The sequence below is a fragment of the Xanthomonas sp. NCPPB 1062 genome (assembly GCF_041481705.2).
GTDB classification, from domain to species: Bacteria; Pseudomonadota; Gammaproteobacteria; order Xanthomonadales; family Xanthomonadaceae; genus Xanthomonas; species Xanthomonas euvesicatoria.
The window spans coordinates 1637345-1655745 of the sequence record NZ_CM192987.1 but is presented as its reverse complement, the minus strand read 5'-3'; the positions used below and the strand labels follow the sequence as shown (position 1 = coordinate 1655745).

The following is an 18401-nucleotide window of genomic DNA, read 5'->3' as shown; positions in this document are numbered from 1 at the left end:
AAGACGCAGTCCGCGGGCGCAGGTTCAGGTCCAGTCCGTCAGGCCCTCCCGGCGATAGGTTTCCTGGAACGCTGGGCGCGCCTTCATCCGCATTGCATGCGCCCGCAGCGCAGGCCAGGTATCGGTCGGCCGCGGCATGTTGCGCGACCAGCGCATCAGCATGGTCAGCATGAAGTCGGCCGCAGACACGGTTTTGCCGAGCAGATATGGGCCGTGGGCCTGCAGATGCGCATCGACCTGGGTCCAGGCCGCTTCGAGCTTGCGGCGGGCGTGCATCTGCGCCGCCTCGGCCTGCCCGGCCCCGGCCGGCTCGCTCGGGTAGAACCAGGCGCGGTACGCCGGCTGCAGGGTGTTGGCGCAGAAGAACATCCACTTGTAGTACGCCGCACGCTCCGGCGTGCCGACTGCCGGGGCCAGCCCGGCCTGCGGATGCAGATCGGCCAGCTGCAGCACGATGGCTGCGGCTTCCGTGAGCACTTGACCATCGAGCACCAGCGTGGGCACCACGCCGGCGGGGTTGAGCGCCAGATACTGCGGCGATTTGTGCTCGCCGCGTTCGAAATCCAGCGGGTGCAGTGCGTGCGGAATATCCAGTTCGATCAGCAGCCAATGCACCACCAACGCTGCGGTGCTGGGGGAGTGGTACAGCGTGGCGACCATGCGGGCTCCGGGATCCGTAGGAACAGGCGCGCGAGGCGGGCAAAGCCTGCGCGGCTCACGGCGATTGTGGTTGTTTTTACCGGGCTGTCGAAGACCTGTGTGGTGCAATCACCGCTGCGCCGGCGCGCGCACCGACATCACGACGCCCTCCACACGATGCCGCATGCGCGCATCGTCCCTGCAGCTCACCGGCACCGGCCACATCCGCGCAACGGCGGTGCAGCCGGCTCGATCGCCGCCGTTACTCCACCACCACCGGAATCTTGCCGATGCGCGACTGCCATTGCCGCGGGCCGGTCTTGTGCACCGACTCGCCGCTGGAATCCACCGCGACCGTCACTGGCATGTCCTTGACCTCGAATTCGTAGATCGCCTCCATGCCGAGGTCCTCGAACGCCAGCACGCGGGCGGCCTTGATCGCCTTGGACACCAGATACGCAGAACCACCGACCGCCATCAGGTAGACGGCCTTGTTGTCGCGGATCGCCTCGATCGCCGCATCGCCACGCTCGGACTTGCCGACCATGCCGAGCAGGCCGGTCTGCTCCAGCATCTGCCTGGTGAATTTGTCCATGCGCGTGGCGGTGGTCGGGCCAGCCGGGCCGACGACTTCGTCGCGCACCGGATCGACCGGGCCGACGTAGTAGATGAAGCGATTGGTGAAATCCACCGGCAGGGTTTCGCCGCGGTTGAGCATGTCGATCATGCGCTTGTGCGCGGCATCGCGGCCGGTCAGCAGCTTGCCGTTGAGCAGGATCGTCTCGCCCGGCTTGAAGCTGGCCACTTCCTCGCGGGTGATGGTGTCCAGGTTCACCCGGCGCGCATTGGTCGGGTTGTAGGTGAGCTTGGGCCAGTCTTCCAGCGACGGCGGATCCAGCATCACCGGGCCGCTGCCATCCAGGGTGAAATGCGCATGGCGGGTGGCGGCGCAGTTGGGGATCAGCGCCACCGGCAGGTTGGCGGCATGGGTCGGATAATCCTTGACCTTGATGTCCAGCACGGTGGTCAGGCCACCCAGGCCTTGCGCGCCGATGCCCAGCGCATTGACCTTCTCGTACAGCTCAAGCCGCAGCTCTTCGGCACGGTTGGAGGCGCCGCGCGCCTGCAGGTCGACGATGTCGATCGGTTCCATCAACGCTTCCTTGGCCAGCAGCATCGCCTTTTCGGCGGTGCCACCGATACCGATACCGAGCATGCCCGGCGGGCACCAGCCGGCGCCCATGGTCGGCACGGTCTTGAGCACCCAATCGACGATGGAATCGGACGGATTGAGCATGGCGAACTTGCTCTTGGCCTCCGAACCGCCGCCCTTGGCCGCGACGATCACTTCCACATGGTGGCCGGGCACGATCTTGGTGTTGACCACTGCCGGCGTGTTGTCGCGGGTGTTGGTGCGTTTGCCGGCCGGATCGGCCAGCACGCTGGCGCGCAGCTTGTTGTCGGGATGGTTGTAGGCACGGCGCACGCCTTCGTTGACCATGTCTTCCACACCCATGGTGGCGTCGTCCCAGCGCACGTGCATGCCGATTTCCAGGAACACGGTGACGATGCCGGTGTCCTGGCAGATCGGGCGGTGGCCCTCGGCGCACATGCGCGAATTGATCAGGATCTGCGCAATGGCGTCCTTGGCGGCCGGCGATTCTTCGCGCTCGTAGGCGGCGGACAAATTCTTGATGTAGTCGACCGGGTGGTAGTAGCTGATGTACTGCAGCGCATCGGCGACGGACTGGATGAGGTCTTCCTGCTTGATCGAGGTCACGGCTGGCTCTACGGCTGGCGGGGGTGCAATCCGGGCATTTTAGAGCAAACCGCAGGCGCGTCCGGCGGCGGCGTCTATCGCTACGATTGACTGATGCGGTCTTTGGCCGGTCGTCGTCGGCGCAGCGCTGCGGCCGTGCTGCGGTGATGGCAAGCGACGAGTCCACGGACCGTTGCCGGCGCACCGGCTGGCGGTGAGCCCTGTGCGCCAAGGCGAGCCCGCGCCTGCGCGCGGGCCCTGGCCTTTCCTGCCGCCAGCCAACACCCCGCGCCCACGCCGGGCGCGGCACACTAGCGCGATGTCAGCTTCCCGTTCCGGCGCCACTGCGCCTGCCGCTCCCCGTACCGGCCCTACCCTGCGCGAGCGCCTGGATGCGCTGCGCAATCTACCGCCGTTCCTGCAGCAGATCTGGCAGACCAGCCGCTGGCTGAGTGCCAGCAGCATCGGCTTGCGCGTGCTGCGCGCGCTGATGCCGGTGGCGACGCTGTACATCGGCAAATTGATCATCGACGAGGCGATCCACCTGGTCGGCCAGCCGTCGGCATTCGACTCGTTTGCGCAGGCCCTGGGCAGCGGCCGCCTGAACCGGCTACTGGAACTGCTGGCGCTGGAACTGGCGTTGGCGATCGGCTCGGACCTGCTCGGCCGGCTGGTCGGCTATGCCGATGCGCTGCTGTCGGAGTTGTTCAACAACGCTGCCAGCGTGCGTCTGATGGAACATGCCGCGCAGCTGGATCTGGAGGATTTCGAAGACCCGGACCGGCAGGACAAGCTGGATCGCGCGCGACGCCAGACCATGAACCGCATGAACCTGATGAGCCAGCTGTTCGGCCAGGTGCAGGACGCCATTACCGTGATCAGCCTGGCGGTGGGCCTGGTGGTCTATGCACCCTGGTTGATCGTGCTGCTGGCGGTCGCGTTGATTCCGGCCTTCATCGGCGAGGCGCATTTCAATGCGCTCGGCTATTCGCTCAACTTCCAGTGGACGCCGGAACGGCGCCAGCTCGATTACCTGCGCCAGGTCGGCGCCAGCGTGGAGACGGCCAAGGAAGTCAAGATCCTCAACCTGCACCGCTTCCTGATCGCGCGCTACCGCCGGCTGGCCGACAAGTTCTTCCAGGCCAACCGTGCGCTGGCACGCAAGCGCGCAATGTGGGGAGCGCTGCTGGCCGCGCTCGGCACATTGGGCTACTACATGGCCTACGGCTACATCGCCTGGCGCACGGTGCGCGGCGACTTCAGCATCGGCGACCTGACCTTCCTGGCCGGCAGTTTCCTGCGCCTGCGGCAATTGCTGGAAGGCTTGCTGATCGGCTTTTCGCAGGTCGCAGGCCAGGCGCTGTATCTGGACGATCTGTATTCGTTTTTCAACATCGTGCCGGAAATCCGCTCGCGCCCGAACGCACTGCCGGTGCCACGCCCGATCCGCCAGGGCTTCGTGTTCGAAGACGTCGGCTTCCGCTACCCGGACGCGGAACAGTGGACGGTGCGGCACCTGGATTTCGAACTGCGCGCCGGTGAAGTGCTGGCGCTGGTCGGCGAAAACGGCGCCGGCAAGACCACCCTGGTCAAGCTGCTGGCCCGGCTCTACGACCCCGACGAAGGCCGCATCCTGCTCGATGGTCAGGACTTGCGCGACTACGACCTGGACGACCTGCGCGCCAACCTCGGCGTGATCTTCCAGGACTTCGTGCGCTATCACCTGAGCGTTGGCGAAAACATCGGCGTGGGCCAGGTGGACGCGATGGACGACACACCACGCATCCGCGCCGCCGCGCAACGCGCGATGGCCGGCGAGCTGATCGACAGCCTGCCCGACGGTTACAACCAGCTGATCGGGCGGCGTTTCAAGAACAGCGTGGATCTGTCCGGCGGGCAATGGCAGAAGATCGCCATCGCCCGCGCCTACATGCGCGATGCGCAGCTGATGATCCTGGACGAACCCACCGCCGCGCTGGATGCGCGCAGCGAATTCGAGGTGTTCCAGCGCTTCAAGGAGCTGTCGGACAACCGCACCGCCGTGCTGATCTCGCACCGCTTCTCCAGCGTGCGCATGGCCGACCGCATTCTGGTGCTGGCTGCTGGCCGCATCGAGGCCAACGGCACCCACGAAGAGCTGATGGCGCAGGGCGGCCGGTATGCGGAATTGTTCGAATTGCAGGCGGCGGGGTATCGGTGAGGCAGGGATTCGGGATTGGGGATTGGTAAAAGCTGCCGGCTCATCCGCGAGCCCGGCGCGCTCAGGATCCAGGATCTGCTCTTGCGAATTGCGAATCCCCAATCCCGACTCCCGAATCCCCGCACCCAAATGAGAGTTCATCTCATTTGGCCAGCTTGAGGTAGAATTGGTGCGTACTCCTCCCACGACAGGACCGGTATGTCTTCCGCTTTTGGCGCCGAAACGGTGCTTGAGGTCCGTCATTGGACCGATGCCTACTTCAGCTTCACCACGACCCGTGATGCCGGCTTCCGTTTCGAAAACGGGCAGTTCGTGATGATCGGGCTGGAAACCGAAACGCGTCCGTTGCTGCGTGCGTATTCGATCGCCAGTGCCAATTGGGAAGAACATCTGGAGTTCTTCAGCATCAAGGTGCCGGACGGCCCGCTGACCTCGCGGCTGCAGCACATCCAGCCCGGCGACAAGGTGCTGGTCGGCAAGAAGCCCACCGGCACGCTGCTGATCAGCGACCTGCACCCCGGGCGCAACCTGTATCTGCTGGGCACCGGTACTGGTCTGGCGCCGTGGCTGTCGATCATCAAGGACCCGGAAACCTACGAGCGTTTCGACAAGGTGATCCTCACCCAGGGCGTGCGGTTCGTGCAGGATCTGGCCTATCGCGATTACTTCGAACGCGAATTGCCGCAGCATGAATTCCTCGGCGACCTGCTGCGCGAGAAATTGCTGTACTACCCGGCGGTCACGCGCGAAGCCTTCGCCAACCAAGGCCGTTTGACCGAGCTGATGGCCGATGGGCGCATGCAGCAGACACTCGGGTTGCCGACACTGGATCCGGCCAACGACCGCTTCATGATCTGCGGCAGCCCGCAGATGCTGGCCGACCTGCGCACCCTGCTCGATAGCCGCGGTTTCCAGACCTCGCCGCGCATCGGCACGCCGGGGCATTACGTGTTTGAGCGTGCATTCGTCGAAAAGTGATGCGACGCGTGCAAGACCCGCGCGGCGCGGCGTTTCATCTGAAGAACCCGAGATCGTAGGAGCGCACTCGGGCGCGACCAGGCGTTACCGGGAAAGCTTCGTCGCGCCCGGGTGCGCTCCTACGGTTCCACTCCCATGCCCTGCCGGATCATGCGCCCAGCGCGCGCTCGATGTCGGCGGCCAACACTTCCGGCTTGGTGGTGGGCGCATAACGTTCCAGTACGCGGCCGTCGCGGCCGACCAGGAACTTGGTGAAGTTCCACTTGATCGCTTCGGATCCGAGCACACCGCGTTGTTCGTGCTTGAGCCATTGCCACAGCGGATGCGCTCCGTTGCCGTTGACCTCGATTTTTGCTGCCAGCGGAAAATCCACCGCATAGTCGAGCGAGCAGAACTGGCGGATCTGCGCCGCATCGCCCGGCTCCTGATGGCCGAACTGATCGCACGGAAAGCCGATCACCACCAGCCCACGTTCGCGATAACGCTGCCACAGCGCCTGCAGCCCCGCGTATTGCGGCGTAAACCCGCACTTGGAGGCAACATTGACCACCAGCAGGACGTTGCCGGCGTAATCGCGCATCGACTGGGTGCGACCTTCCAGGTCGGTGAAGGCGAAGGTGGAGATGTCGCTCATGGTTGCCCTGCAGTGTGCGAGACGGGCAGCGTACCGTAGCCGCCTGCACGACGGCCATGCGGCGGGGAAAGATTGCGAAGGGCAGTCGTGCGGCAGATCGCCTGCCGCGCGACACGCCGGGATCGTCAAGCAGACGCCCCGGCAGCTCGCCGAGGTCGCCCGAAGACCGCTAGCTCGTACTGCCACAAAGTGCGACGGGCACACTGTCGGCGGCGGTACAGGCCCAGCTTGCATCGACTCGCGCGATTGCAGGGCGAGCAACGGTTGTGCCCGCCTGATCGCGTCACCTTGGCTTGGCAGCCATGCCTTTTGTCACACGCCTGTCCCGACGGGCTGGGTTAGCCTCGGCGGTTCGCACTTTGGAGCAACTCTCTTGACCACCCGTCTCGCTTTTGCCCTGGCCGCCTCCCTGGGACTTGCCATGCCGTCCTACAGCATCGCCGCCCCCGCTGCCACGCAGGCCGCCACCCAAGCCAATCCCTTTTTTGCCGACAGCACGCTGCCGCTGCATTACCCGCAGTTCGACAAAATTAAGGACAGCGATTTCGCACCTGCCTTCGATGCCGGCATGGCCGAACAGTTGAAGGAAGTGGAAAAAATCGCCAACCAGAAAGCCAAGCCCAGCTTCGACAACACCATCATCGCGCTGGAAAAGAGCGGCGCCACGCTCGACCGCGCCACCACGGTGTTCTTCAATCTGGTGGGCGCAGACACCAACGACGCACGCAAGAAGTTGCAGGCCGACTATTCGGCGAAGTTCGCAGCGCACCGCGATGCGATTTCGCTCAACGGCAAGCTGTTCGCACGCATCCAGACCTTGTACGACCAACGCGCCACGCTGGGGCTGGATGCGCAAGGCGTGCGCCTGGTCGAGAAGTACTACAGCGACTTCGTGCGCGACGGCGCCAAGCTCTCCGACGCCGACAAGACCACGCTCAAGGCCATGAATGCCGAGCTGGCCAACCTGGGCACCACCTTCAGCCAGAACGTGCTGGCCGAAGTGAATGCTGCCGCTGTGGTCGTGGACGACGTCAAGCAGCTGGACGGTTTGTCGCAGGAGCAGATTGCCGCCGCCGCCGAAGCGGCCAAGGCGCGCAAGCTCGATGGCAAGTACGTCATCGCCTTGCTCAACACCACCGGCCAGCCGCCGCTGACCCAGCTGAAGAATCGCGAGCTGCGCAAGAGGATCTACGACGCCTCGGTGTCGCGCGGCAGCCACGGCGGCCAGTACGACAACACCGCGCTGGTGTCGCGCATCATGAAGCTGCGCGCCGACAAGGCCAAGCTGCTGGGCTTCCCCACCTATGCCGCCTACTCGCTGGAAAACCAGACCGCCAAGACGCCCGAAGCGGTCAACGCGATGCTGGGCAAACTGGCGCCGGCCGCGGTGGCCAATGCCAAGCGCGAAGCCGCCGATCTGCAGGCCATGATCGACAAGGAACAAAAGGCCGCGCGCAAGCCGACGTTCAAGCTGGAAGCCTGGGATTGGGCCTACTACAGCGAGAAGGTGCGCCAGGCCAAGTACAATTTCGACGAATCCCAGCTCAAGCCGTACTTCGAACTGAAGAACGTGCTGGAAAACGGCGTGTTCTATGCGGCCACTCAGGAATATGGCCTGACTTTCAAACAGCGCACCGACCTGCCGACCTACCGCGACGACATCACCGTCTACGACGTGTTCGACGCCGACGGCAAGCAGCTGGCGATCTTCATTGCCGACATGTATGCGCGCGAATCCAAGCGCGGTGGCGCATGGATGAACTCCTATGTGTCGCAGTCGGAGCTGACCGGCTTCAAGCCGGTGGTGGCCAATCACCTCAACATTCCCAAGCCGCCGGCCGGCCAGCCGACGCTGCTGACCTGGGATGAAGTGACCACCATGTTCCATGAGTTCGGGCATGCGCTGCACGGCATGTTCTCCGACGTCAAATACCCGTATTTCTCCGGCACCAGCGTGCCGCGCGACTTCGTCGAGTTCCCCTCGCAGGTCAACGAAATGTGGGCCGACGAACCATCCATCCTGAAGAACTACGCCAAGCATTACCAGAACGGCACCCCGATGCCGCAGGCATTGCTGGACAAGGTGATTGCCGCATCCAAGTTCAACCAGGGCTTTGCCACCACCGAATACCTGGGTGCGGCGATGCTGGATCAGAACTGGCACCAGGTCAGCGCCAGCCAGGTACCGGACGCCGCCGGCGTGATGGCATTCGAAGCCAAGGCGCTGCAGCAGGACGGCATTGCCTACGCGCCGGTGCCGCCGCGCTACAAGACCCCGTATTTCAGCCACATCATGGGCGGTTACGCGGCAGGCTACTACGCCTACATCTGGTCGGAAGTGCTGGACGCCAACACCCAGCAGTGGTTCAAGCAGCACGGTGGCCTGAGCCGCGCCAATGGCGATCGTTTCCGCAAGACCCTGCTTTCGCGCGGCGGTAGCGTGGATGCGATGGAGCTGTTCCAGAACTTTGCCGGGCATGCGCCGCAGATCGAGCCGCTGCTCGAAAAGCGCGGTCTCAGCGCGCAAGGCGGCGATGGTGCCACTCCGGAATCGCCGCAGTCCAAGCCGTAGATCGGCTGCACGACCTGCGCGCGATCATCGGGCCGCGTGCTTGGCAACAGGATCGGCATGTCCCCTGCGGGCATGCCGATCTCGCACACCAGACGCGACATCCAGCTGCTCGCGATGGTATCGGCAAGTGCTTGTTTGAGGACCGATGAGCCGACACGCCGCCCTGAGCGATCAGGGCGGCCTTTTGCTGGCTGGGTTTGCAACGCCTTATCGCACGCGCAACGCGCAACGCGCAGTGCTTAGAGTTCGACCGCGTCCACGCCATCCAGCAGCTTTTTCAGCAGCTTCTCCAGACGCAACTGCTCGGCCTCGCTCATGCTGGCGGTCTCTGCATGCAACAGCGTGCAGGCATCGGGCAACAGGCTTTCGATCAAGGCCGAGCCTGCGGGCTGCAGCGTCAGTACGATCTTGCGCCGATCCTCGGGGCTGCTGGTGCGCGAGATCAGGCCTTTCTCGCACAGTTGATCGGTCAGCCGGGTGATGTTGGCCGGCTTTTCGCTGGCGGCTTCGGCCACCTCGGTCGGAGTGATCGATTGCTCCGGTGTGCCATAGAGCATCATCAAGATCTCGTATTCCGGCGGACTGAGGCCATAAGGCTTGAGTCGCACGCACCCGAGCGTATGCAGGCGCTTGTAGAGATGCTTGATCAGTCTCACCAATATTGCCGGCTCCCGCGGGAACGCCGGATAACGCACGCAGGTGTGGTCCACGCGACTTGCGGTTGGATCGAAACTACTCATATCACCCGTTGAAGTACGTTGCTGAATGGCCGGGCCATTCAATCACATCATGCGCGATGCGACACCTCAGCGCGCGAAGAGATGTACATATTCCGGTGCGACCGAAGGCAATAATGTGGAGGCAGCGACCTCTGCCATCTGCGTGCCATCCGAGTAGGGACCAACCTGATAGGGCGCAAATACAAAGCGCACGGCAGTGATCTGCCCATTTGCATTCAATACCGGTACGAACTGTGCAAAATTCTCCGCCTGCGCGGCGGTGCCTTCGGCAATCATGCGATCGGCCGAAGCCACCTGCTCAGCCTGCTCTTCTATCGGCACGCGATCTTGCTGGACACGCTGGGTCGCTGCTGCATGCAATTGCGCCGCGACCTCCCGGCCGATCTTTTCCCAGCCTGCCGGATCCGGAATCAGCGCTTGTGCGGTCAATTGCTTGCGCTCCTTGACCAACCAGACGAAGCGCGCCACCAGCGGCTCGCCATGCGCACCGCCGGTGTACCTGCTGCCGTCGGCGGAAATCACGATCAGGTCCGGGGTTTGCAACACGGTTTCGAATGCCAACGACAGCTCATACGGCGCCGGCGGCTTGTCGTTGCCCAGGCCGGAGACCGCCTGCATCAGTTCGGCACGCGCATCCTGCGCATAGCCGCGAATGAGCGCAGTGAGTTCCGGATATGCATCCAGCCCGCGCGGATAGCTGATGCCCACCATGTAGGCCGGTGCATGTTCGATCACATCTTCCAGCGGACCGCTCTGTACGACAATCGGCTCTGCAGGCGGCGCCGCCGCGGGCGCCGCATCGGCTGCTGGCGCACTTGGCTCTGCCGTTGTCGGTGCGCGCTGCGTACACCCTGCCAACACGGCCAGCACCAGCAAGCCCTGCACTGCCTTGAATCCAAGCAACCGCCCCATTACCACCCGCTCCCCTGATATGCATCGTGTTACGAAAAGAACCGCTGCTGGTCAGGCCAGCAGATCGTGATACTGCGGATGTCGCCGCAGATATGCATCGGCATAGCTGCACGCCGGAATCACCTTCAAACCGTGCTGCCGTGCGAATGTCAAAGCGTCCTCGACCAATGCCGCGGCAACGCCGTGTCCGCTGATCGCGTCCGGCACCTGCGTGTGCGTGATGGTCATGATCTCACCCTCGCGCCGATAGGCCAGCTCGGCGTGATGTCCATCGGTGTCTATGTTGAAACGCTGCCGGTCCGGATCGTGTTCTGCGTGCACTGTCGACGCCTCTCTCAAGTTCTGCGCCAGCAAGAAGTAAGGCGCAGTGTGACCAGCGCGATGCCGCGCCTGCGTGAAAGTGAATCGATGGTGTGATCGGCTGCGCAGCTTGCGCAACGCGCCCTCAAGTTCGCCCGGGGAGCGCCGATAGCTGACCCGAAGGCAATCGCGGCAACCGGTGTGCGGAAGCAGCGACGTCTTCGCCTTACCTACGAGGGAGCCACCGCATGAACAACGATTCGGCAGGACACAGCGCAGACAGCGACAGCTCGTTGCTGGAGGGCTTGTTCCAGTTCGCTCTCAAGGGCGACACCCACAATCCGGATTTCACGCAGCTCAACGATACGGTGTACGAGCGCCTGCAGCAGGCCTACGGCGTGGCATCCAGCGCCGATCAGGAACGCAACGCAGCCTGAGCTGGCGCATCGCTGCGCAGCGGTCTCATCCGCTGTGCAGTCGTTGATCCCATCCAACACGTCTGTCGCGACCGTGCCATCGCGCGGGTCTGACATGGCTCGGCCGTATCGGGGCGGCTTTTCACCCGCTTCCTAAAACGCTCCGGTCCGTACACGCCGGCAGTCGTCGGGCATCCCATCGCGCTAGCTGGCAACCACGCGTTCGGCCTGCAGAAGGGACACGCTGGCCGCGCACAAAAGTTCACTTTCTAACCGCGGCAGCGTCCAGCGCGTTGAGCTTGGGCGAGCGTCACCATCGCCGGCCGCGCTCAGCCGAAGCGCGGGTTGGACAGCTGCTCCAGGAACACCTGCCACACGCGCGGTTCCATGATCAGCATGAACATCACGCCGAACGCAGCGCCAGCCAGATGCGCGCTGTGGTTGATGCGATCGCCGCCGCGGCGGTCCATCCACAGGCTGTAGCCCACATAGAACACCGCGTAGAGAATCGCCGGGGCCGGAATGAACAGCACCAGGATGATCGTCCACGGTTGCAGTAGGATGAAGGCAAACAGCACAGCCGACACCGCACCGGATGCGCCCAGGCTGAGGTAATTCGGATTCTTCTGGTTCTTCAGGTAGCTGGGCAGGATCGAGACCACCAGTGCGGCCAGATAGAACAGCGGATAGGTCAGCACGCTGCCGGTGAGCTGGGCCATCACGTTCTCGATCACCCGGCCGAAGAAGAACAGCGTGATCATGTTGAAGATCAGGTGCCCCAGATCGGCGTGGATGAAGCCATAGGTCACCAGGCGATCGTATTGCTTGTGCTTGTCTACCGCCGGCGGCCACAGGATCAGCCGGTCGCTCAACTTGCGATTGTTGAACGCCATCCACGAGACGATGCCGGTGATGGCGATCAGGATCAGGGTAATCATGCAGACCTCAGGCAGTACGGTAATTGTCGACCATGCGATACCGGCGTGCGTACAAGCCGAAGGCAAGTGCCGCCAGGAACGCGAAGGCCGCGAAGAAGAACATCAAGAAGGCCGCTTCACTGAGCCCAGTATCGGCGATATGCGCAGTCACCGTCGCATTGCGCACCGCCACGTTGGACAGCAGCACCCATAGATTGCCGACGGTGGTAGTGAGATACCAGAAACTCATCACCACGCCCTTCATCGACGTCGGCGCCTGGCTGTAGGCGAACTCGATGCCGGTGGCCGACACCAGCACCTCGCCGAAGGTGAGCAGTGCGTACGGCAGGATCTGCCAGGCGATGTGCATCGGCTCGCCACCGTCCATCACCATCTGGATCGCGCCTACCGCCACCCAAGCCACGCCACTGAAGGCGATGCCGCTGGTCATGCGGCGCAAGGGGGTCGGCTCCCAGCCACCACGGCGCAACAGCGGGTACAGCACCAGGTTGTTGAAGGGGATCAGCAGCATCACCAGCAGCGGATTGAGCGCCTGCATCTGGGAAGCGGTGAACCAGGCTGGCATGGTCATTTCGCGCCCCTGCAGCACCCAGGTCGAGGCCTTCTGGTCGAACAACGAAAAGAACGGCGTCACCAGCGCAAAGATCACCAACACCCGCAACAGCGCACGCACGCCTTCCACCGCAACATCCGGATGGGTGCCACGCGCACGTTCTAGCTGCCACCAGGTCCCGCCGCCGATCCCGGCCAGCAACAACACCAGCGCAATGCACAGGCACACGACGATGCCCAATTGCTCGACCAGCGCGAAGCCGGCCAGCGCCAGCAACACCGAGACGACCGCCAGCATCAAGCCCGGACGCCCCTGCCCGGGCGCGTACGTCAATAACGCAGTGCGCACCACCGCGCCGAACCCATGCGGGTCCTTCGGCGGCAGCGGCACCAAGACATAGCGCTTGCGCCCCAGCCAGAACACCAGCGTGGCCACGAACATCAGGATCCCTGGAATGCCGAATGCCCAGGCCGGGCCAAGATTCTTCAGCGCCAGCGGAATCAGCAGCGAGGCGAACAGCGAGCCGAAGTTGATGATCCAGTAGAAGGCGTCGAACACCACCTTGGCCAAGTGCTTGTTGGACTGGTCGAACTGGTCGCCCATGAACGAGGCCACCAGCGGCTTGATGCCACCTGCGCCCAGCGCGATCAGGCCCAGACCCAGAAAAAATCCGTCGCGGCTGCCCTCAAACAGCGCAAGGCAGGCATGCCCGGCGCAATACACCAGGCTGAACCACAGGATGGTGTTGTACTTGCCGAAAAAGCGGTCGGCCAGCCAACCGCCCAGCAACGGGAAGAAATACACCCCGATCATGAAACTGTGCAGGATGTGCTTGGCCTCGGCTTCGCGCCCTGGCCCGCTGATTTCCTGCAGCAACAGCGAGGTGATCAGGAACTGCACCAGGATGTTGCGCATGCCGTAGAAGCTGAAACGCTCGCAGGCCTCGTTGCCGATGATGAAAGGAATCTGGCGCGGCAGCCGCGCCCCGGCAGAAGCGCCTGGCGAGATGGAGGTGGTCAAAGGCAGTCCGGTCGTGCTGAAAACAGGCCCTATCGTACCGGCGCCCGCCCGCCGGCCGCCATTGCCCGCCCGAACATGTCGGACGCAGGAGCTCAGCGGACGCAGCTGGCGGACCTCGCCCAGCGTGATCGGTGTCGTCCAGGTTGGCCGACAACGCCATGGCGCCAAGCGTTGCACGGCAGCCGCGTAGCCTGCGCCTCCTCGAATGTTGCTCGCCCGATCAAGGGAAAGCCGCAGCGTGTCCGGGTGAAACCCACGCTTGGCACCGATCACAGCAAGACCATGACGCAGTGCAGATTGGCCTTGCACGCCGGCTCGGCTACATTGCAAACGTTTTCCTGGAACACTGGACCGCTGGATGCCCCGCTTCACTCGCCTTGCCCTGAGCCTGTTGCTGCTGACTTCCGCCCCCGCCGCGCTGGCTGCCGCGCCGCTGACCACCCAGGCAGAGCGCAGCGGTTTCATCCAGACCGGCCGCTACGACGAAGTCATTGCACTGTGCGATGCGTTTGCGCAGCGCTACCCGCAGGCGGTGCGTTGCATCCAGTTCGGCACCACGCCCGAGGGCAGGCCGATGAAGGCCTTGATCGTCTCCACCAGTGGCGCACTCGACGCGCAATCGGCCGCGCAACGCAAGCTGCCGGTGGTTTTGGTCCAGGGCGGCATCCATGCCGGCGAGATCGATGGCAAGGATGCGGGCTTTCTGGCCCTGCGCGAGTTGCTCGATGGCAAGGCCGGCCATGGCGTGCTGGACAAGCTGGTGTGGGTGTTCGTGCCGGTATTCAACGTCGATGGGCATGAGCGCTTCGGTGCCTGGAACCGCCCCAACCAGCGCGGTCCCGAACAGATGGGCTGGCGCACCACCGCGCAGAACCTCAATCTCAACCGCGATTACGTCAAGGCCGACGCGCCGGAAATGCAGGCCATGCTGCAACTGGTGCAGCAATGGGACCCGTTGATGTATGTAGACCTGCACGTCACCGACGGCGCCAAGTTCGAGCACGACGTCTCGGTGCAGGTGGAACCGGTGCATGCCGGCGATGCGGGCTTGCAGCGCGATGGCACACGCTGGCGCGACGCAGTGCTCGCCGATCTGAAAAAACAGGGCTCGTTGCCGCTGCCGTACTACCCGTCCTTCGTGCACGAAGACGACCCCAGTTCCGGCTTTGCCGATGATGTGTCGCCGCCACGCTTTTCGCACGGCTATTTCCTGCTACGCAACCGCTTCGGCATGCTGGTGGAAACGCATTCGTGGAAGGATTACCCCACCCGTGTGCGGATCACCCGCAATGCCATCGTCTCGGTGTTGCAGCAGGCCGCACGCCATGGCACGCAGTGGCGCGCCGATGCATTGGCTGCCGATCAGCGCGCCACGCGTTTGGCCGGCACGACCGAACCGTTGAGCTTCGCTGCGGGCCCAGACGCACGCACCGTTGCGTTTCGTGGCTATGCGTATACGCGCACACCGTCGCCGATTTCCGGGGCACTGATGACGCACTACGACGAAAGCAAGCCGCAAGTCTGGAAGGTGCCACTGCGCGACCAGATCAAGCCCGATGTGGTGGTGGACGCGCCACGCGGCGGCTACCTGGTCCCGGCTGCGCAAGCCGCCCTGGTGGGCGAAAAACTGCGCCTGCATGGCATCCAATTCACGACCATCGGCACTGCGGCGCAGCGGCCGGTGCAAACCTTCCGCGCCGACGCGGTCAAGTTTGCAGCACGCTCCAACGAAAGCCACCAGACAGTGGAACTCAGCGGGCAGTGGCGCAATGAAACCCGCAGCGTGCCGGCCGGCTCGTTGTTCGTGCCGATCGCCCAACCCAAGGCGCGCCTGGTGATGGCGATCCTGGAACCGCAGGCGCCGGATTCGCTGCTGCAGTGGGGCTTTTTCAATACCGCGTTCGAGCGCAAGGAATACATGGAAGCCTACGTCGCCGAAGAGGTGGCGCGCGACATGCTCGCCAACGATGCCGCGTTGAAGGCGCAGTTCGAACAGCGCATCGCCAGCGATCCGGACTTTTCCAACAACCCGCAGGCGCGGCTGGAATTTTTTGCCAAGCGCCACGCATCCTGGGATGAGCGCTACCAGCTCTACCCGGTACTCCGCACCGCGCAGACCGACTTCTAGCCGCCTGCCGATTCTGCACGCGTCGGCGCGGCATCACCGCGCCTTCCAGACGTGGGCACTTAGTGCCCCTCTCATATGTTTTGACCCAGCACCACAAGGATATTCCGTGCCACAGCTCGATATGAAACCGTTTACAGTCCGCAAATACCCTCCGCGCCCCCTGGTCCTGGCGGTCGTGATGGGCTTGGGCATCGCCCTGACCGCGCCGCTGGCAGTTGCGCAAGGCGCGCCCTCTTCGCAGCCGTGGATGGACACTGCATTGACCCCGGACCAGCGCGCCGACCGCCTGCTGGCGCAGATGAGCGAGGATGAAAAATTCCAGATGCTGCGCAGCTATTTCGGCCTGGGCACCGACAAGATTCCCAAGCCCGAAGGCGCGCTCGGTTCGGCCGGCTACGTTCCCGGCATTGCGCGCCTGGGCATTCCCGCCCAGCAACTGGCCGATGCCGGCGTGGGCGTGACCAACCCCGGCGGCATCCGCAAGGGCGACTACGCCACCGCGATGCCATCCGGACCGTCGACCGCATCGAGCTGGAACAGGCAACTGGCGTATACCGGCGGCAAGACCATGGGGCGCGAATCCTGGCAGCAAGGCTTCAACGTGTTGCTCGCCGGCAGCGTCAATCTGCAGCGCGACCCGCGTAATGGGCGCAACTTCGAATACGCCGGTGAAGACCCGTTGCTGGCCGGCACCATGGTCGGCGAATCGATTCGCGGCGTGCAAAGCGAGCATGTGCTGTCCACGATGAAGCACTTCGCACTCAACGATATGGAAACAAGGCGCAACTTTCATAGCGCGCAGATCGGCGAGCAGGCGATGCACGAATCGGACCTGCTGGCCTTCGAGATTGCGCTGAAGATCGGCGACCCGGCCTCGGTGATGTGTTCGTACAACAAGATCAACGGCATCTATGGTTGCGAGCACGATTACCTGCTCAACCAGGTGCTCAAGCAGGAATGGAAATACCCCGGTTATGTGATGTCCGATTGGGGCGGCGTGCATAGCGGCTCCAAGGCGGCGTTGGCCGGGCTGGATCAACAGTCGGCTGGCGAAGTGTTCGACGCGGCGGTGTTTTTCGATACGCCGCTGCGCATGGCGGTGTCTGCCGGCGTGGTGCCGCGCGCGCGCTTCGACGACATGGTCAAGCGCGTGTTGCGCAGCCTGTTCGCGCATGGCGCCTTCGATTACCCGACCCAGCGCCAACCCATCGACGGCAAGGCCGGTCTGTTGGCTGCGCAGCAAGTGGCCGAAGAAGGCAGCGTCTTGCTGCGTAACGAGCAAGCCACATTGCCGTTATCCAACGACGTGCGCCGCATTGCCGTGATCGGTGGCTACGCCGACAAGGGCGTGATGTCCGGCGGCGGCTCCTCGCGCGTGGACTACACCATCAACGGCGGCAACGCGGTGCCCGGCATCACCCCGACCACCTGGCCCGGCCCGGTGATCATCCACCCGTCTTCGCCGCTGCAGGCGCTGCGCGCGGCATTGCCGAACGCGCAGATCGATTATGTAGACGGCATCGACCGCGCCGCTGCCGCACGCGCCGCCAAGGCGGCCGATGTGGCGATCGTGTTCGCCACCCAGTGGGCGGCCGAATCGGTGGACTTGCCGGATATGCGCTTGCCCGACAACCAGGACGCGTTGATCGAAGCGGTGGCCAAAGCAAACCCCAAGACCACCGTGGTACTGGAAACCAACGGACCGGTGCGCATGCCGTGGGCCGAGCGCGTGCCGGCGGTGCTGCAGGCGTGGTATCCGGGCATCGGTGGCGGTGAGGCGATCGCCAACCTGCTGACCGGCGCGGTGAATCCCTCCGGCCACCTGCCGGTGACCTGGCCGGTGGACGAATCGCAGCTGCCGCGCCCGTCGATTCCGGGGCTGGGCTTCAAGCCGGCCAAGCCGGGCGAAGACACCATCGACTACGCCATCGAAGGCGCCAACGTCGGTTACAAGTGGTTCGCCGCGCGCAAGCTGACACCACGCTACCCATTCGGCCACGGCCTGTCGTACACGCAGTTCCGCATGGGCGGGCTGCAGGTGGAGGCAAGCGGCAGCCAGCTCACCGCCAGATTCGAGGTGGAAAACACCGGCTCGCGCGAAGGCGCCGCCGTGCCGCAGCTCTACGTCACCCTGCCCGACGGCCACGCCACCCCGCTGCGCCTGATCGGCTGGCAGAAGCTCACGCTAAAGCCCGGCGAAAAACGCAGCGTGCAGGTGGTGGCAGAGCCCAGGACCCTGGCCGACTTCGATGCCCAGGCACGTCGCTGGACGATCGCCGCAGGCACGTACCGCGTGCAACTGGCGCGCTCGGCGAGCGAGCCGGTGCAAACTGCCCAGGTCACGCTGCAGGCGGCACAGTTGCCGTGAGCGCATGTGGCGCATGCACTAACCCGTGCGTGCGCCACCATCAGGCCGGTTCGGTTGCCATACTGCGTACGGGCGACGAAAAAAATGTGCCGGGTGCGTTGACAGCCTCGCGCGCAGCTTGCACAATTCGCCCCCTGAGTCGCCCAGGTGGCGGAATTGGTAGACGCACTAGCTTCAGGTGCTAGCGGGAGCAACTTCGTGGAGGTTCGAGTCCTCTCCTGGGCACCACGACTCACGGTAGATC

General features: G+C 64.0%; 14 protein-coding genes and 1 tRNA gene. 7 read left to right on the top strand and 8 right to left on the bottom strand.

What is annotated here, in order from left to right:
• Window positions 1–24: 24 nt before the first annotated feature.
• Window positions 25–660 carry a glutathione S-transferase family protein gene (locus ACCQ16_RS07230; RefSeq protein WP_011346924.1) on the bottom strand — a complete coding sequence of 212 codons (636 nt, stop codon included), beginning with the start codon at window positions 658–660 and terminating at the stop codon, window positions 25–27.
• A 241-nt stretch (window positions 661–901) separates the two neighbouring features.
• On the bottom strand, window positions 902–2419 hold the full coding sequence (locus tag ACCQ16_RS07225) for a fumarate hydratase (protein ID WP_031421890.1): 1518 nt from the start codon (window positions 2417–2419) through the stop codon (window positions 902–904).
• 298 nt (window positions 2420–2717) lie between these two features.
• On the opposite strand from ACCQ16_RS07225, the gene ACCQ16_RS07220 reads away from it, so the two are divergent.
• Window positions 2718–4598, top strand: coding sequence for an ABC transporter ATP-binding protein (locus ACCQ16_RS07220; protein ID WP_277572881.1), 1881 nt, complete (start codon window positions 2718–2720; stop codon window positions 4596–4598).
• Between the two features lie 198 nt (window positions 4599–4796).
• On the top strand, window positions 4797–5576 hold the full coding sequence (locus tag ACCQ16_RS07215; RefSeq protein ID WP_008571411.1) for a ferredoxin--NADP reductase: 780 nt from the start codon (window positions 4797–4799) through the stop codon (window positions 5574–5576).
• 148 nt (window positions 5577–5724) lie between these two features.
• Here ACCQ16_RS07215 and ACCQ16_RS07210 read toward each other — a convergent pair whose 3' ends face one another.
• The gene (locus ACCQ16_RS07210) at window positions 5725–6210 is read right to left on the bottom strand and encodes a glutathione peroxidase (RefSeq protein ID WP_057681601.1); all 486 of its coding nucleotides are present in this window, start codon (window positions 6208–6210) and stop codon (window positions 5725–5727) included.
• 373 nt (window positions 6211–6583) lie between these two features.
• On the opposite strand from ACCQ16_RS07210, the gene ACCQ16_RS07205 reads away from it, so the two are divergent.
• Window positions 6584–8782 (top strand): M3 family metallopeptidase, encoded by a 2199-nt coding sequence (locus ACCQ16_RS07205; protein WP_206516325.1) that lies wholly within the window; start codon window positions 6584–6586, stop codon window positions 8780–8782.
• Window positions 8783–9021: 239 nt separating this feature from the next.
• On the opposite strand, the gene ACCQ16_RS07200 is transcribed toward ACCQ16_RS07205, so the two are convergent.
• The 3 genes from ACCQ16_RS07200 to ACCQ16_RS07190 form a co-directional block, all read right to left on the bottom strand.
• A complete protein-coding gene (locus ACCQ16_RS07200) occupies window positions 9022–9522 on the bottom strand; it encodes a MarR family winged helix-turn-helix transcriptional regulator (protein ID WP_008571407.1) in 501 nt (166 codons plus the stop codon).
• Window positions 9523–9588: 66 nt separating this feature from the next.
• The gene (locus ACCQ16_RS07195; RefSeq protein ID WP_209260960.1) at window positions 9589–10434 is read right to left on the bottom strand and encodes a DUF3298 and DUF4163 domain-containing protein; all 846 of its coding nucleotides are present in this window, start codon (window positions 10432–10434) and stop codon (window positions 9589–9591) included.
• A 51-nt stretch (window positions 10435–10485) separates the two neighbouring features.
• Window positions 10486–10755, bottom strand: coding sequence for a GNAT family N-acetyltransferase (locus ACCQ16_RS07190; protein WP_011346920.1), 270 nt, complete (start codon window positions 10753–10755; stop codon window positions 10486–10488).
• A gap of 227 nt (window positions 10756–10982) precedes the next feature.
• On the opposite strand from ACCQ16_RS07190, the gene ACCQ16_RS07185 reads away from it, so the two are divergent.
• Window positions 10983–11171, top strand: coding sequence for a hypothetical protein (locus ACCQ16_RS07185; protein ID WP_005911777.1), 189 nt, complete (start codon window positions 10983–10985; stop codon window positions 11169–11171).
• Window positions 11172–11479: 308 nt separating this feature from the next.
• Here the strand turns inward: ACCQ16_RS07185 and ACCQ16_RS07180 are convergent, their stop codons facing one another.
• The gene (locus ACCQ16_RS07180) at window positions 11480–12088 is read right to left on the bottom strand and encodes a rhomboid family intramembrane serine protease (protein WP_003483519.1); all 609 of its coding nucleotides are present in this window, start codon (window positions 12086–12088) and stop codon (window positions 11480–11482) included.
• A gap of 7 nt (window positions 12089–12095) precedes the next feature.
• A complete protein-coding gene (locus ACCQ16_RS07175) occupies window positions 12096–13661 on the bottom strand; it encodes a POT-type proton-dependent oligopeptide transporter (protein ID WP_218554181.1) in 1566 nt (521 codons plus the stop codon).
• Between the two features lie 358 nt (window positions 13662–14019).
• On the opposite strand from ACCQ16_RS07175, the gene ACCQ16_RS07170 reads away from it, so the two are divergent.
• The 3 genes from ACCQ16_RS07170 to ACCQ16_RS07160 all read left to right on the top strand — a co-directional run bounded on the left by ACCQ16_RS07170 (window position 14020) and on the right by ACCQ16_RS07160 (window position 18385).
• Window positions 14020–15789 (top strand): M14 family metallopeptidase, encoded by a 1770-nt coding sequence (locus tag ACCQ16_RS07170; RefSeq protein WP_277572880.1) that lies wholly within the window; start codon window positions 14020–14022, stop codon window positions 15787–15789.
• Window positions 15790–15967: 178 nt separating this feature from the next.
• The gene (locus ACCQ16_RS07165) at window positions 15968–18157 is read left to right on the top strand and encodes a beta-glucosidase family protein (protein ID WP_277572940.1); all 2190 of its coding nucleotides are present in this window, start codon (window positions 15968–15970) and stop codon (window positions 18155–18157) included.
• A gap of 141 nt (window positions 18158–18298) precedes the next feature.
• Window positions 18299–18385, top strand: a tRNA-Leu gene (locus ACCQ16_RS07160).
• The last annotated feature ends 16 nt before the right edge of the window (window positions 18386–18401 follow it).